Source organism: Ottowia oryzae, assembly GCF_003008535.1.
Lineage (GTDB): Bacteria > Pseudomonadota > Gammaproteobacteria > Burkholderiales > Burkholderiaceae_C > Ottowia > Ottowia oryzae.
Map to the genome: position 1 here is coordinate 2887172 of NZ_CP027666.1, position 15247 is coordinate 2902418.

A 15247-nucleotide genomic window follows, 5' to 3' on the forward strand; every position below is an offset into this window, starting at 1 on the left:
GCCCCGCGCTGAAGGGCCATGGCGCGCCAGCGCGTCCCGCGCGCACCGCCCATCCGTCACAATCGACCCGTGGCCATCCCGCAACATTTCATTCAGGAACTTCTGGCGCGCGCCGACGTGGTGGAAATCGTCGGCCGCTATGTGCAGCTGAAGAAAACCGGCGCGAATTTCTCGGGGCTGTGCCCGTTTCACAGCGAAAAATCGCCCTCGTTCACCGTCAGCCCGTCGAAACAGTTCTATCACTGCTTTGGTTGCGGCAAGAACGGCAACGCCATCGGTTTTCTGATGGACCACACCGGCGCCGGCTTTGTCGAAGTGGTGCACGATCTGGCCCAGCAGTACGGCATGCAGGTGCCCGAGGACGAACGCAGCCCCGCCGAGCGCGAACGCGCCGCACAAGAAACCGCCCAGCGCGCCACGCTGACCAGCGTGCTGCAGCGCGCGGCCGACGCCTACCGCGACCACCTGAAGCACTCACCCAAGGCGGTCGCGTACCTCAAGCAGCGAGGCCTGTCGGGGCAAATCGCCAAGCAGTTCGGGCTGGGCTACGCCCCCGAAGGCTGGCGCGCCCTGGCCAGCGTGTTCCCCGACTACGCCGACCCGCTGCTCGATGAAAGCGGCCTGGTCATCACCGGCGAAGACGACGACGGCAAGCGCTACGACCGTTTTCGTGACCGGGTGATGTTCCCCATTCGCAGCGTCAAGGGCGACGTGATCGGCTTTGGCGGGCGCGTGCTGGGCGACGAGAAGCCCAAGTACCTCAATTCGCCCGAAACCCCGGTGTTCCACAAGGGCCGCGAGCTGTACGGGCTGTTTGAAGCGCGCAGCGCCTTGCGCGAACACGGCTACGCGCTGGTCACCGAGGGCTACATGGACGTGGTGGCCCTGGCGCAGCTGGGTTTTGGCAACGCCGTGGCCACGCTAGGCACGGCCTGCACGCCCGAGCATGTGCAAAAGCTGTTTCGCTTCACCGACAGCGTGGTGTTCAGTTTTGACGGCGACGCGGCCGGGCGACGCGCCGCGCGCAAGGCACTCGACGCCGCGCTGGCCATGGCCACCGACACGCGCAGCATCAAGTTTCTGTTTCTCCCACCCGAGCACGACCCGGACAGCTTCATCCGCGCCGAGGGCGCCGAGGCGTTTGGCGAAGCCGTGCGCCAAGCCACCCCGCTGTCGCGCTTCATGCTGGAGGCCGCCACCGAAGGCTGCGACATGGCCAGTGCCGAGGGGCGGTCGCACTTCGCGGCCAACGCGCGCCCGCTGTGGCAGGCGCTGCCCGCTGGCGCACTGGCGCAGCAGCTGCTGAGTGAGATTGCGGCGCAAGTGCAGCTGGGCACGCACGAGCTGGAGCAGCTTTGGGGCCTGCAGCGCCCTGGCGCACGTCGCATGGGTGGCGAACGCTCTGAAAACAGGAGCTACCAGCGCAAGCCGGATGGGCGCAAACCGCAGTTTTCTTCACAAAGGCCTGAAGCGCGCGAAGGCCGTCAGGCGGGGCGCCCCGTGCGAGCCCAACCCGGCTCGCGCGCCAGCCGCGCACTGCAAATCGTGCTGACCGAGCCCGCGCTGTGGGACCAGATCAGCCAGGTTGAGCAAGCCATGCTGTGCGACCTGCCAGCGCCCCACGGGCCGCTTTTCGTATGGCTGTCCGGACAAATGCTGGACCACGGGCCGCAGCCCTGGGCGGCGCTGCGCGAGGCGGTGGTCGAGCAGCCCTACGCCAGCGTGGCGCAGCAGGTGATGGTGGAGCAGTACGAAGGCATCGAAGCCAGCGCCACCGACCTGCGCGACATCCTGCGGCAAGAACATGAGGCGCAGATCAAGCGCGGCATGGACGCCGCGCTGGCCGCCGGCGACGCGCCGCTGTACCAGTCGCTGACGCGCGAGCTGGCTGCGCTGAAGCGCCCTCAGCCGAGGGAATCGGTCGATTGACCACCCTGATCGGCCTGGTAGGTGTGCTTGGCCTTTGACCAGGTCCAGAAGAGCCGCGGCGCAATCCAGCGCTGCTCGGGCGACACCAAAGTGTGTCCAGCGCCCTTGAAACCAGGCTGCGACGCTATAATTAAAGGCTTGTCACCGGCAAGAGCGACAGCAGCACCTCCGGCCCGGCCAGCGCGCCTACGTCAAGCGCGCCCTACCTTACCCAAGGGATGGCCAACATACCGCAAGGACTGCACCCCAAATGATCGCCCTCCCCTTGCCCTGACGGAGTGCCTGCAGCCGACCTGCCTTGTCACAAGGCCAAGCCAGTTTGCAGCGCGCAGTTCCGTTGTCCGTTTGTTGCGCCCTTGAAGCTCCGCGGCTGCCTGCATAGGCCGCGCGGCGCCATCGCGCACCCATTGCAAGGTTGATTCATGCCCAACAGTCCCAAGCCCGCCGCCAAGGTTGCCGCCAAAACCGTTTCCAGCAAGTCGCTGACCGCCCAGGCAGACGAGTTGTTGAAAAAAGCGGCCAAGCCCGCCGCAAAGAAAACCGCCTCCGCTGCCGCTGCGCCCGCCAAAAAGGCCGGTCGCCCGGCAAAAGCCGCTGCTGAAAAATCGGCCCCCGCTAAGCGCGGCCGGCCCGGCAAGGCTTCGGCCGACGACGCGGACATGGCGGACATCGAAGACGATCTGCAGGGCGAGCCCGAAGTGGTGGTGGCAGCACCCGAAGCCGGTGCCGAAAAGCCGAAACCCTTGCGCATGAAGATCAGCAAGGCGAAAGAACGCGCCTTGATGAAGGAATTCGGCCTGGATGAAACCATCCTGTCCGAAGAGGAAATGAGCGCCCGCCGCTCCAACCTGAAAACCCTGCTGAAGCTGGGCAAGACGCGCGGCTACCTGACCCACGTCGAGATTTCCGACCACTTGCCCGACAAGCTGTTCGACGCGGAAACGCTCGAAGCCGTGATCGCCACGCTGAACGACTTGGGCGTGGCGGTGTACGAGCAGACGCCCGACGCCGAAGCGCTGATCATCACGGACAACGCACCGTCCGGCTCCAGCGAAGAAGAAGCCGAGGAAGCGGCCGAAGCCGCGCTGTCTACCGTGGACAGCGAATTCGGCCGAACGACCGACCCCGTGCGCATGTACATGCGCGAGATGGGCACCGTCGAACTGCTGACGCGCGAAGGCGAAATTGAAATCGCCAAGCGCATCGAAGGTGGCCTGATGGCCATGATGGAGGCGATCAGCGCCAGCCCATCCACCATCGCGGAAATCCTGCGCATGGCCGAGGAGATTCGTGAAGGCAAGGTCGTCATCAACACCGTGGTGGACGGCTTTGCCGACGCCGACGAAAACGACGACTACGTGGCCGAAGAAGACTTCGACGAATACGACGAAGAGGACGACGACGACGGCAAGGGCGGCTCCAAGGCCATGACCAAGCTGCTCGAAGCGCTGAAGAACCAGGCGCTGGAGCGCTTTGACGAGATCGCCGGTCTGTTCGAGAAGGTGCACAAGGCCTACGACAAGGAAGGCTGGGGTTCGCCCAATTACGTGAAGGCCCAGGCCGCGCTGTCGGAGCGTCTGATGACGATCCGTTTTACCGCCAAAACCATTGAAAAGCTGTGCGACATGCTGCGCAGCCGCGTGGACGACGTTCGCAAGTACGAGCGCGAGCTGCGCCGCATCGTGGTGGACAAATGCGGCTATCCGCAAGAGCAGTTCATCGCCGATTTCTCTGGCCGTGACCGCAATGGCAACAAGGTGCGCTCTTACCTGCTGGACCTGAAGTGGGTGGAAAAGCAGGCCGCTGCCGGCAAGCCCTGGAGCACGGTAATGGAGCGCAACATCCCGCCCGTGCAAGATCTGCAGCAAAAGCTGCTCGACCTGCAATCGCAAGTCGTGGTGCCCCTGGACGAGCTGAAAGACATCAACAAGCGCATGAACGAAGGCGAAGCCGCCTCGCGTGACGCGAAGAAAGAGATGATCGAGGCCAACCTGCGCCTGGTGATCTCGATTGCCAAGAAGTACACCAACCGCGGCCTGCAGTTCCTCGATTTGATTCAAGAGGGCAACATCGGCCTGATGAAGGCGGTGGACAAGTTCGAATATCGCCGCGGCTACAAGTTCTCGACCTACGCGACGTGGTGGATTCGCCAGGCCATCACCCGCTCAATCGCCGATCAGGCGCGCACCATCCGCATTCCGGTGCACATGATCGAGACGATCAACAAGATGAACCGCATTTCGCGTCAGCATCTGCAGGAATTCGGTTTCGAGCCCGACGCAGGCATCCTGTCTGAAAAGATGGAAATGCCCGAGGACAAGATCCGCAAGATCATGAAGATCGCCAAAGAGCCGATCTCCATGGAAACGCCGATCGGGGACGACGATGACAGCCACCTGGGCGACTTCATCGAGGACTCGAACAACACGGCGCCTATCGAGGCGGCCATGCAGGCTGGCCTGCGTGACGTGGTCAAGGACATCCTGGATTCGCTGACCCCGCGCGAAGCCAAGGTGCTGCGCATGCGCTTTGGCATTGAAATGTCAACCGACCACACGCTGGAAGAAGTCGGCAAGCAGTTCGATGTGACGCGCGAACGCATCCGCCAGATCGAAGCGAAGGCGCTGCGCAAGCTCAAGCACCCGAGCCGCAGCGACAAACTGCGCAGCTTTATCGACCCGACCTGAGCGCCCTCCGCGCCCGGCAGCGCCGCCCGCCAACGCCTTTCACCGAATTGCGTTGGCGGGCGGCGCGTCGTTTGGGGCCCACAGTTTGCGGGCTCCGCACAGGGTTGCCGGCAAAACGAACAGCGTTGGCCGCTACAATGCCGAATTCATGAACGCCCTGGCCTGCTTCCACCGCACGCTTCCGACGCCCTCCGTCGGTTCGCTGGCCGCGCTGCGTTCACGCATTACCACGACCACCAAGAAAGACTGACTCCAGTCTGGTTCGTCGTGCGCCCGCCTACCCGGAGCTCCTGACGAGCCGGAGGGGTCAAACAGATTAACTTTGTTTGAAAGGCGCGCAAGAAAATGAAAGTTGGCAACGTCGTAGGCCTCGTCGGCTGGCGGGGGATGGTCGGTTCCGTGCTCATGGATCGCATGGAGGCCGAGAACGATTTCAGCCTGATCGAGCCCATCTTCTTTTCGACCAGCAACGCGGGCGGTGCAGCCCCCGCAATGGCCAAGAATGATAAAACCCTCAAGGATGCACACGATCTGGACGCACTGAAGAAGTGCGACGTGATCCTGACCTGCCAGGGTGGCGATTACACGTCTGAGGTGTTCCCCAAGCTGCGCGCAGCGGGCTGGAAAGGCCACTGGATCGACGCAGCCAGCACATTGCGCATGAACAGCGACGCCGTGATCGTGCTGGATCCGGTCAATCTGCCTGTGATCCAGTCGGCCATGGCCAAGGGCGGCAACAATTGGATTGGCGGCAACTGCACCGTCAGCTGCATGCTGATGGGCGTTGGCGCGCTGTACAAGGCCGGCCTCGTCGAATGGATGAGCACGCAGACCTACCAAGCCGCCAGCGGCGGCGGCGCACAACACATGCGCGAACTGCTGACCCAATTCGGCACGCTCAACGCCGAGGTCAAGGCGCTTTTGCAGGACCCCAAAAGCGCCATCCTCGAGATCGACCGCAAAGTCATCGCCAAGCAGCGCGCGCTCACGGCCGAAGAAACGGCCAACTTCGGCGTGCCGCTGGGCGGCTCGCTGATCCCGTGGATCGATAAGGACATGGGCAACGGGGTCAGCCGCGAAGAGTGGAAAGGAATGGCCGAGACGAACAAGATCCTTGGCTTGGGCGAAGGCTTTGAAAGCGCCGCGATTCCAGTGGACGGCTTCTGTGTGCGCGTAGGCGCCATGCGCTGCCACAGCCAAGCCTTGACCTTCAAACTGAAGAAGGACGTGCCGCTGGACGAGATCGAGGCCATGATCGCCGCAGACAACGACTGGGTGAAGGTCGTGCCGAACAACAAGGAAGCTACCCTGGCCGACCTGACCCCGGTGGCCGTCACCGGCACGATGACCATTCCTGTGGGCAGGATCCGCAAGCTGGCCATGGGGCCGGAGTACCTGGGCGCCTTCACCATCGGCGATCAACTGCTCTGGGGGGCGGCCGAGCCGCTGCGCCGCATGCTGCGCATCCTGCTTGAGGCCTGATACCCTTGCGCTCGGGCGGCTGTCTGCCGCCCGTCGTTGCCAACCGACAACATCCAGGCGACGCTTTCGGCGCCGGGGTAACTTGTGAGAAGAGTTAACCGGTGTCTCAGCTTGTCAGCCTAATTTGTTGATGTTAATGTCGATTTTCAATTTCGTCTCGGCCAGGCTACGCCTGCCATTTATCCGCTATGCAGAATAAGACCGCCTTGATCCAGATGGGATCGTCGTTGCCCCACGGAAGCACCGCTCCGTTCTGGAAAAAAGGCCTTCTGGCCAGTGCCGCCGGCCTCGCGTTGCTGGGCGCCAGCCTGGACGCCCAGGCCTTGGCGCTGGGCGCTGTCACCGTCCGGTCTTCGCTGGGCGAGCCGCTGCGCGCCGAAATCGAAGTGCCCCAGATTTCCTCGGAAGAGGCTTCTTCGCTGCAGGCCAGCATGGGCAGCCCGCAGGCTTTTCGCGCTGCCGGCGTTGAGTACAGCGCATCCTTGAGTGGTGCCCGCGTCACCCTGCACCGCCGCCCGAATGGTCAGGCTTACCTGCGCGTCGTGGGTGACAAGCCCATCAATGAGCCCTTCTTGGGCATGGTGATTGAAGCGAACTGGGCCAATGGCCGTGTGGTTCGCGACTACACCATGCTGGTCGATCCCCCTGGCCGCGCCGCACCGCCCCCGGTCACCGTGACCGAATCGCGCACCGCCCCTTCGGCGCCGCCTGCACCTGCCCCCGTCGTCACCGCGCCAGCCCCCGTGGCGCAGCAAACCACTCCGGCGCGCCCTGAATCCGCACCGGTAGAGCGTGCCGAGCGGCCCGCGCGTCCTTCGCGTCGCGCCAACCCTACCCCCGCACCCGCCGCGTCTGAGGCGTCCGGCGGCGGTGGGCAAGTGACGGTGCAGCGCGGCGATACGGCTTACGGCATCGCCAGTGCCGCAGGCGCGCAAGGCGTCTCGCTCGACCAGATGCTGATCGCCATGCTGCGCGCCAACCCCAACGCTTTCGTCGGTGGCAACGTGAATCGCATGCGCGCCGGCGCAGTGCTGAACATGCCTACGGCCGAGCAAGCCTCCGCAGTGTCCCGCCGCGATGCCCGCCGCGCTGTCGTCGCGCAGACGAAAGACTTCAGCGGCTTCCGACGTGGCCTGGCGTCTCGCGTTCAATCCACCCCTACGGTGGCTGTTGGCCGCAGCGCTTCGGGTGGCGTGCAAGCTCAGGTTCAGGACAGCCGCGCACCGGCGCCCACCCAAGATCGCCTCACCCTTTCCAAAGGGGCAACACCAAGCGGCGCGGAATCCAAAGTTGCGCAATCGCGCCAAGCCAAAGAGCAGTCGGAACGTGTCGCCGAACTGAACAAGAACATCGAAGACTTGGCCAAGCTGCAGGCGGCTTCTGGCCCCGCAACTGGCAAGCCAACCGGGTCTGCCACCCCCGGCATTTCCGTGCCCGTCGCCGCCCCGGCACCCAGCGCTTCGCCAGTGGCATCGGCAGCTTCCGCCGCTGCAGCAACGGCCTCGGCTGCTGCTGTCGCCGCCACGGACGCAGCCAGCGCGGCTTTGTCGACCGCCAGTGCCGCAGTGTCGGCAGCTTCCGACGCACTGCCCGCTGCCAGCGCTGCATCCGATGCAGCTTCTGAAGCCGCTGCGGCCGCCCAGGAAGCAGCAGCTCGCGCGTCTGCCGCCTCTGCTGCAGCGGCACGCAAGCGGCCAGCACCCGCACCTGCTCCCGTCGAAGAGCCGTCCTTCCTGGACACTCTGGCCGAGAACCCTCTGATTCCCGCCGGCGTGCTTGCTGCGCTTGGCCTGATCGGCTTCGGCGTTTACCGCTCGCGCAAAGCCAAGAAGAACGCGGCGCCGCTGGACAGCGCTTTCATCGAAAGCCGCCTGCAGCCCGATTCCTTCTTCGGCGCCAGCGGCGGCCAAAGAGTGAACACAAAGGACGCTGGCCCTGTCAGTGGTGGCGCTTCCTCCATGGCTTACTCGCCCAGCCAGTTGGACGCCGCTGGCGACGTCGACCCTGTCGCCGAAGCCGACGTTTACCTGGCCTATGGCCGCGACATGCAAGCCGAGGAAATCCTCAAGGAAGCCCTGCGCACCCAGCCGGGCCGCGTCGCCATCCATAAGAATCTGGCCGCCATCTACGCCAAGCGCCGCGATGCCCGCGCCCTGGAGGCCATCGCTACCGAGGCCTACCATCTGACCAACGGTGAAGGCGCTGACTGGGTTTCGATCACCAATCTGGGGGCCGAGCTCGATCCGGACAATCCGCTCTACAAACCAGGTGGCGCACCTGTGGCGCGAACGGCGCCGGTACCGGTTCGCCCCTCGTTCGGCGCTGATACCGAGCCCCAAACCGCACAGCTGATCGACAAGAAAGGCGCCGCCAGCTCCGGCATTCCGCTGGATCTGAACCTGGACCTGGATGACGCCCCGGTGCGCGCGCCGGCGGCAGCGCCTGCCCGCACCCCCAGCGCTCCTGCCGCAGCCGCACCCGTGCGTCCGGCGCCGGTCGCCGCCCCCGCAGCGGAAGTGCCGACCGCCGCCGTCCCGGTCGATCTCGATTTGGACATGGACTTCTCGCCACCTTCCGAGCTGCGCCCCGACTCAGCCGCGCCCAGCGCGCCTGTTCGCACCGCTGCTGCACCGATCGCACCTGCTGGTGGCCGGAACTCGGGCATGATCGATTTCGATATGGATGCCCTGTCGGTCGATCCGGATTCTCGCTCTGGCGGCGAACTGCGTACCGAGCAGCCTGACGATGCCGATGAAGACCCCGTAGGCACCAAGCTCTCGCTGGCGCAAGAATTCCACGCCATTGGCGACACCGAAGGCGCCCGCGCACTGGTGAAGGAAGTGATTGCCGAGTCTTCTGGCTCGATGCGCGCCCGCGCAGAGCGCTTCCTGGCCGAACTCAGCTGATCCTGCCTGGCCCGAGCGTCCTTGCACTGCGCGGACGCTCATGCCCCAAGCGGCGCCCCATGGGCGCCGTTTCTTTTTTGGCGACCCCGACCGCTCGCGTCTTTTGCCATTGGCCTGGCCTCACTTCTTCCTTAAGCGACAATTCCCCGGTGCGCATCGCTCTTGGCATCAGTTACCTCGGCACGGCCTACCAAGGCTGGCAAAGCCAGCCATCGGGCCAGACGGTTCAAGACCGGCTGGAGCGCGCCCTGGCTCAATTTGCGGCCGAACCCATCCACACGCTTTGCGCGGGCCGAACGGACGCGGGCGTGCACGGCTTGATGCAGGTTGTGCACTTCGACTCGCAGATCGATCGCGAGCCGTTCTCCTGGGTACGCGGCACCAACCGGTTCTTGCCAGCCGACATCGCGGTAGAGTGGGCGCAACCCGTTGCCGACACCTTCCACGCCCGCGCCAGTGCGCTGGGGCGCCGCTACGCGTATTTGCTTCGTGAATCACCCGTGCGCCCCTCCCTCGATGCTGGCCGCGTAGGCTGGTCGTTCCGGCCGCTGGACGGCGAAGCGATGCTGGCCGCCGCAGCCCATTTGTTGGGTGAGCACGATTTCACCTCGTTTCGCGCCTCGGCTTGCCAGGCGCTGTCGCCCGTCAAACACCTCACGCACGTGGGCATTCAGCGGCGCGGCGCGTATTGGCGGTTTGATTTCGCGGCCAACGCTTTCTTGCACCACATGATCCGCAACCTGATGGGCTGCTTGATTCAGGTCGGCCAGGGCCTCAAGCCGGCCGACTGGATGGCCGACGTGCTGGCCGCGCGCGATCGCGATGCCGCCGCGCCTACGTTTTCGCCCGACGGCCTGTATTTTCTCGGTCCGGTTTACGACGCGCACTGGGCGTTGCCAGAGCGCACCGCCGCCTATGATTGGCTGCCATGACCGCTGATACTTCGCCCACGGGCAGTCGCCCCGCCCCACGCACACGCATCAAGATTTGCGGCCTGACGTGTGAAGCCGACGTGGCCGCGGTGGTGGCCGCCGGCGCTGACGCCATTGGATTCAACCTCTATCCCAAGAGTCCGCGCTACGTCGAACCGGCCAGGGCCGCACAACTGGCGCGCCTGTTGCCTCCCATGGTCACGCCGGTGCTGCTGTTCGTGAACGAGGATGCTATCAATATAGAAGCTGCTTGCGCAATGGTGGCGGGCGCTACCATTCAATTTCATGGTGATGAATCGCCAGCGGAATGCGCCGCGCTGGCCGCCCGACTGCAGCGCCCGTTCTGGCGCGCGGCGCGCCTACCGACGGACGGCGCCGCGCCGTTCGACTTGCTAGAATTTGCGCACGACTTCGCGCAGGCACAGGCCCTGCTTCTGGACGCGCACGTCCAGGGCTACGGCGGAGGCGGAAGGACATTCGATTGGTCACAGCTGCCAGCAAACATACCCGCTCACCTCGTTTTGGCTGGTGGGTTAACACCTGCAAATGTGAGCGCAGGCATTGCCGCGCTGCGCGGGCGGGGTCTCTCGCTCGCGGTTGACGTTTCATCCGGCGTCGAAGCCGATGGCCCTGACGGCCAGCCGCTCAAGGGCATCAAAGACGCCGACAAAATTGACCGCTTCGTCGCTGCCGTGCGTGCAGCGGACGCAGCCTATCCCTATCTTCCATGACCACCTATCACCAGCCCGATGCCAGCGGGCACTTTGGCCGCTACGGCGGCAGCTTTGTCTCAGAAACCCTCACCTACGCCATCAACGAGCTGAAGGACGCCTACGCGCGCTACCAGCACGACCCGGCTTTTCTGGCCGAGTTTCAGTACGAACTGGCGCACTACGTGGGCCGCCCGTCCCCGGTCTACCACGCGGCACGCACCAGCCGCGAGTTGGGCGGCGCGCAGATCTACCTCAAGCGCGAAGACCTCAACCACACCGGCGCCCACAAGATCAACAACGTGATCGGCCAAGCGATGCTGGCCAAGCGCATGGGCAAGCCGCGCATCATTGCCGAAACCGGCGCGGGCCAGCACGGCGTGGCCACAGCCACCATCTGCGCGCGCTATGGCATGGAATGCGTGGTGTACATGGGCAGCGAAGACGTCAAGCGCCAAAGCCCCAACGTGTACCGCATGAAGCTGCTGGGCGCCACCGTGGTGCCGGTCGAATCCGGCAGCAAAACGCTGAAAGACGCGCTGAACGAGGCCATGCGCGACTGGGTGGCCCATGTGGACAACACCTTCTACATCATCGGCACGGTGGCGGGCCCGCACCCCTACCCGATGATGGTGCGCGACTTCCAGAGCGTGATCGGCCGCGAATGCCTTGAGCAAATGCCCGCCATGCTGGCCGACCAGAAAGCAGCCAGCGAGCAGCCCGATGCCGTCGTCGCCTGCGTGGGCGGCGGCAGCAACGCCATGGGCATCTTCTACCCCTACATCCCCTACGAAGGCACGCGCCTGATCGGTGTCGAGGCCGCCGGCGAGGGGCTGGACAGTGGCAAACATTCGGCCAGCCTTCAGCGCGGCAGCAGCGGGGTGCTGCACGGCAACCGCACCTTCATCCTGCAGGACGCCAACGGCCAGATCACCGAAACGCACAGCATCAGCGCGGGGCTGGATTACCCCGGCGTCGGCCCCGAACATGCGTGGCTCAAAGACATTGGCCGCGCCGAGTACGTGGGCGCCACCGACGCCGAAGCGCTGGCGGCATTCCACCACCTGTGCCGCACCGAGGGCATCATCCCTGCGCTGGAATCCAGCCACGCGATGGCGTATGCCATGAAGCTGGCGCCGACCATGCGGCCAGACCAATCCATCCTGGTGTGCCTGTCTGGCCGCGGCGACAAAGACATTGGCACGGTCGCCGACCTGGACGGGGCCGACTTTTACGATCGCCCCTCGATGCGCGGCCATGTCGTCAAAGGCGCCCCCGCGCAAGGAGAGCGCGCATGAGCCGCATCGCCACCACCTTCGCCAAGCTGAAGGCCGAGGGCCGCAAGGCGTTGATTCCTTACGTCACTGCAGGCTTCCCCTATGCCGACATCACGCCCGCGCTGATGCACGGCATGGTCGCCGCAGGTGCCGATGTGATCGAGCTGGGCGTGCCGTTTTCCGACCCCAGCGCCGACGGCCCGGTGATTCAAAAGGCAGGTGACCGCGCCTTGGCGCTGGGCATCGGCCTGGCCCAGGTGCTGGCCATGGTGCGCGAATTCCGCGCAACCGACAGCGCCACGCCGGTGGTGCTGATGGGCTACGCCAACCCGGTCGAGCGCTACGACCAGCAGCACGGCGCCGACGCCTTCGTGCGCGACGCGGCCGCCGCAGGCGTGGATGGCGTGCTGATCGTCGACTACCCACCCGAGGAATGCGCCGAATTTGCCGCGAAGCTGCGCGCCAGCGACATGGACCTGATCTTCCTGCTGGCGCCCACCTCGACCGAGCAGCGCATGCAGCAGGTGGCCGATGTGGCCAGCGGCTACGTCTACTACGTGTCGCTGCGCGGCGTGACGGGCTCTGGCGCGCTGAACACCGCTGAAGTCGAGGCGACGCTGCCCCGCATTCGCCAGCATGTGAAGATTCCGGTGGGCGTGGGCTTTGGCATCCGCGACGCGGACACCGCCCGCGCCGTGGGCCGCGTGGCCGACGCTGTGGTCATCGGCAGCCGCCTGATCCAGGTGATCGATGAGCAGCCGCACGAGAAGGTGGTTGCGGCAGCGGCGGATTTCCTGCAGCCCATTCGGGCAGCGTTGGATGCTTGACGCGCGAATATTGAACCCACAGGTATTGAACCCACAGGTTTCGGCCTGTTCCGGTTGCTGGCGCACAATGCGGCCCAGTGTTTTCGACGGATCGTTGGGTTCGTCCCTTCGGTGGCCGCTGGTTGCTGAACTAAAAGGCTTGTTGAACCATGAGTTGGCTTGAAAAACTCCTGCCCCCCAAGATCCAGAAATCCGACGCCGCTGAGCGGCGTCAAATGCCTGAAGGGCTATGGATCAAGTGCCCGCAATGCGAGACGGTGCTTTACAAGACCGATCTGGAGCAAAACCAGAACGTCTGCCCGCATTGCGGCCACCACCACCGCATTGGCGCGCGCGAGCGGCTGAACGTCTTTCTCGACGCCGAGGGCCGCTACGAGCTGGGCCAAGAAGTGGTGCCGGTAGATCCGCTCAAGTTCAAGGACAGTCGCAAGTACCCCGAGCGGCTGAAAGAGGCAATGGAAGCCACGGGCGAGACCGACGCGCTGGTGGTGATGGGCGGTGCCGTGCACTCCATCAACCTGGTCGCTGCCGCCTTTGAGTTTGAATTCATGGGCGGCTCGATGGGCAGTGTGGTGGGCGAGCGCTTCGTGCGCGGCGTTGAAACCGCGATCGAGCAGAAAGTGCCCTTCATCTGCTTTACCGCGACCGGCGGTGCGCGCATGCAGGAAGGCCTGCTGTCGCTGATGCAGATGGCCAAGACCAACGCTGCGCTGACGCGCCTGGCCAAGAAAGGCCTGCCCTACATCAGCGTGCTGACCGACCCCACCATGGGTGGCGTGTCGGCTGGCTTTGCCTTTGTGGGTGACGTGGTGATTGCCGAGCCCAAGGCGCTGATCGGCTTTGCCGGCCCGCGCGTGATCGAGAACACCGTGCGCGTGACCTTGCCAGAGGGCTTCCAGCGCGCGGAGTTCCTGGAATCCAAGGGCGCAGTGGACTTCATCTGTGACCGCCGTGAACTGCGCGAGAGAATCGCCAACATCCTGGCGATGCTTCAGCGCCAGCCGGCCGACGCGGTTCAATAAAACCCTGCTTGGCATGCACCCCGCTGTTGAGCGGGGGCAGCGCGAAGGCTGGGCGCAGCCGCTGGCGGATCAAACTGCGGCAAGCAAGCCGGCGCCCAGCAACCGCGCCTGCGCCGAGCCCAGCACCATGCCCAGCACCTGAAGCACCACCACGGCGGCCATCGGGGTCAGATCCACACCGCCCACCAATGGGATGAAGCGCCGCAGTGGCGCCAGCAGCGGCGCCGTCAGCCGGTTCAGAACATCGGCAACCGGCGAGTGCGGCTGCGTCCACGAAAGCACCGCCGCCACCACAATGAGCGCCGTCGCCACGGATGCCGCCAGTTTCCCCACGCCCAGCAAGGCCAGCACCGGTAGTAAGGCCCAATGCGTCATGCCCAGCATGGCCATGAAAACGCCGTACTGAACCAGTTTGAGCAGCCACGCGCCCAACAGATTGGCGGCGTCCACCTTGGCCGAAGGCGGCAGCGCGCGCTGCAGCGGGCGCACCAGCCAGTCGCTCAGCGCCATCACCAGCCGACCCACCGGGTTGCCCATGCCCATTCCCCGCCAGTGCATGTACATGCGCAGCAGGCAGGCGCCGCCAATCAGCGTGCTGACCACTTCCAGCAGAAAATTGATCACGTCGAACAGCATGGGCAGGGGAAATCGGTCGGGTTAGGCAGAGCGGCGGGTGCACGGGCACATGCACCCTCGATGTGCGTGCGATGATAGCCGCGGCGCCGCAGCACACTGCCCTGTCAGGGCGGCGGGCGCACTCATCCATGACTGAAATTCTCCTCACGCTGACGCAGCTTCCGCTTTTCCCTCTCGATACGGTGCTTTTTCCTGGCGGGCATCTGTCGCTCAAGGTCTTTGAGGTGCGCTACCTCGACATGGTGCGCCGTTGCCACGAAGCCGGTGCGCCTTTCGGCGTGGTGTCGCTGCGCCAGGGCAGCGAAGTGATTCGCCCCGGCGCCCCGGACGAGCAACTTGAGTCCATCGGTACCCTCGCCCACATTGCCAGCCTGGTGAAGGAGCAGCCAGGCCTGCTGTCGCTGCAATGCGCCGGGGCGCAGCGCTTTCGCATCGACCGCCAAAGCCGGCTGAAACACGGCCTGTGGGTGGCCGACGTCACGCTGCTGGCCGACGACGCCACGGTGCCCGTGCCCACCGATCTGACCGCCGTCGCCCAGGCCTTGCAGCAGGTGCGCGCCAAGCTGCAACTGCGCCCCGGTGGTGCGCAGGACTACGGCGACGCCGACGCGCACTACGACGACTGCGCGTGGGTATCCAACCGCTGGTGTGAGCTGCTGCCCCTGCCCGCGGCCACGCGGCAGCGGCTGATGAGCCTGGACAATCCTTTGCTGCGCCTGGAGCTGGTGGCCGACTTTCTGGCGAAGGCAGGCATCGGCACATCGACGCCATGAAGCGGCCCGCGGGCAGCTGGCAACGCTTCAATTTTCATAGCTGCCAGCGCTGAATGGACGGGCGCT

Annotated in this window: 11 protein-coding genes; 10 read left to right on the forward strand and 1 reads right to left on the reverse strand. The window is 65.0% G+C overall.

The features are described from left to right. The first annotated feature begins 69 nt into the window (after window positions 1-69). The 9 genes from dnaG (at window position 70) to accD (ending at window position 13772) form a co-directional block, all read left to right on the forward strand. Entirely contained in the window at window positions 70-1929 is a 1860-nt protein-coding gene (gene dnaG / locus C6570_RS13160; RefSeq protein ID WP_106703623.1) for a DNA primase, read from the forward strand. Window positions 1930-2351: 422 nt separating this feature from the next. After that, window positions 2352-4616: an RNA polymerase sigma factor RpoD gene (rpoD, locus tag C6570_RS13165; protein WP_106703624.1), complete on the forward strand. Its 2265-nt coding sequence runs from the start codon at window positions 2352-2354 to the stop codon at window positions 4614-4616. Window positions 4617-4961: 345 nt separating this feature from the next. Further along, window positions 4962-6098 (forward strand): aspartate-semialdehyde dehydrogenase, encoded by a 1137-nt coding sequence (gene asd, locus C6570_RS13175; protein ID WP_106703626.1) that lies wholly within the window; start codon window positions 4962-4964, stop codon window positions 6096-6098. A gap of 188 nt (window positions 6099-6286) precedes the next feature. Then, window positions 6287-9004 carry a motility hub landmark protein FimV gene (locus tag C6570_RS13180; protein ID WP_245896192.1) on the forward strand — a complete coding sequence of 906 codons (2718 nt, stop codon included), beginning with the start codon at window positions 6287-6289 and terminating at the stop codon, window positions 9002-9004. Between the two features lie 149 nt (window positions 9005-9153). After that, complete coding sequence (gene truA, locus C6570_RS13185) at window positions 9154-9936, forward strand: tRNA pseudouridine(38-40) synthase TruA (RefSeq protein ID WP_106703627.1); 783 nt, start codon at window positions 9154-9156, stop codon at window positions 9934-9936. Continuing rightward, window positions 9933-10667, forward strand: a complete 735-nt coding sequence (locus C6570_RS13190) for a phosphoribosylanthranilate isomerase (protein WP_106703628.1) — start codon at window positions 9933-9935, stop codon at window positions 10665-10667. The genes truA and C6570_RS13190 overlap by 4 nt, the downstream gene beginning before the upstream one ends. Then, complete coding sequence (trpB, locus tag C6570_RS13195) at window positions 10664-11944, forward strand: tryptophan synthase subunit beta (RefSeq protein WP_106703629.1); 1281 nt, start codon at window positions 10664-10666, stop codon at window positions 11942-11944. Before C6570_RS13190 ends, trpB begins: the two co-directional genes overlap by 4 nt. Further along, on the forward strand, window positions 11941-12750 hold the full coding sequence (trpA, locus tag C6570_RS13200) for a tryptophan synthase subunit alpha (RefSeq protein WP_106703630.1): 810 nt from the start codon (window positions 11941-11943) through the stop codon (window positions 12748-12750). Before trpB ends, trpA begins: the two co-directional genes overlap by 4 nt. 149 nt (window positions 12751-12899) lie before the next feature. Then, entirely contained in the window at window positions 12900-13772 is an 873-nt protein-coding gene (gene accD / locus C6570_RS13205) for an acetyl-CoA carboxylase, carboxyltransferase subunit beta (RefSeq protein WP_106703631.1), read from the forward strand. A 69-nt stretch (window positions 13773-13841) separates the two neighbouring features. Here accD and C6570_RS13210 read toward each other — a convergent pair whose 3' ends face one another. Beyond that, window positions 13842-14408, reverse strand: a complete 567-nt coding sequence (locus C6570_RS13210) for a YggT family protein (protein WP_106703632.1) — start codon at window positions 14406-14408, stop codon at window positions 13842-13844. Window positions 14409-14536: 128 nt separating this feature from the next. Between C6570_RS13210 and C6570_RS13215 the strand changes: the two genes are divergently transcribed. Further along, entirely contained in the window at window positions 14537-15181 is a 645-nt protein-coding gene (locus C6570_RS13215) for an LON peptidase substrate-binding domain-containing protein (protein ID WP_106703633.1), read from the forward strand. The last annotated feature ends 66 nt before the right edge of the window (window positions 15182-15247 follow it).

Bases quoted from the DNA above. Each gene is read 5' to 3' on its own strand.
- rpoD (WP_106703624.1), top strand. From the start codon at position 2,352: ATGCCCAACAGTCCCAAGCCCGCCGCCAAGGTTGCCGCCAAAACCGTT.
- asd (WP_106703626.1), top strand. From the start codon at position 4,962: ATGAAAGTTGGCAACGTCGTAGGCCTCGTCGGCTGGCGGGGGATGGTC.
- C6570_RS13180 (WP_245896192.1), top strand. From the start codon at position 6,287: ATGCAGAATAAGACCGCCTTGATCCAGATGGGATCGTCGTTGCCCCAC.
- C6570_RS13190 (WP_106703628.1), top strand. From the start codon at position 9,933: ATGACCGCTGATACTTCGCCCACGGGCAGTCGCCCCGCCCCACGCACA.
- trpB (WP_106703629.1), top strand. From the start codon at position 10,664: ATGACCACCTATCACCAGCCCGATGCCAGCGGGCACTTTGGCCGCTAC.
- trpA (WP_106703630.1), top strand. From the start codon at position 11,941: ATGAGCCGCATCGCCACCACCTTCGCCAAGCTGAAGGCCGAGGGCCGC.
- accD (WP_106703631.1), top strand. From the start codon at position 12,900: ATGAGTTGGCTTGAAAAACTCCTGCCCCCCAAGATCCAGAAATCCGAC.
- C6570_RS13210 (WP_106703632.1), bottom strand. From the start codon at position 14,408: ATGCTGTTCGACGTGATCAATTTTCTGCTGGAAGTGGTCAGCACGCTG.
- C6570_RS13215 (WP_106703633.1), top strand. From the start codon at position 14,537: ATGACTGAAATTCTCCTCACGCTGACGCAGCTTCCGCTTTTCCCTCTC.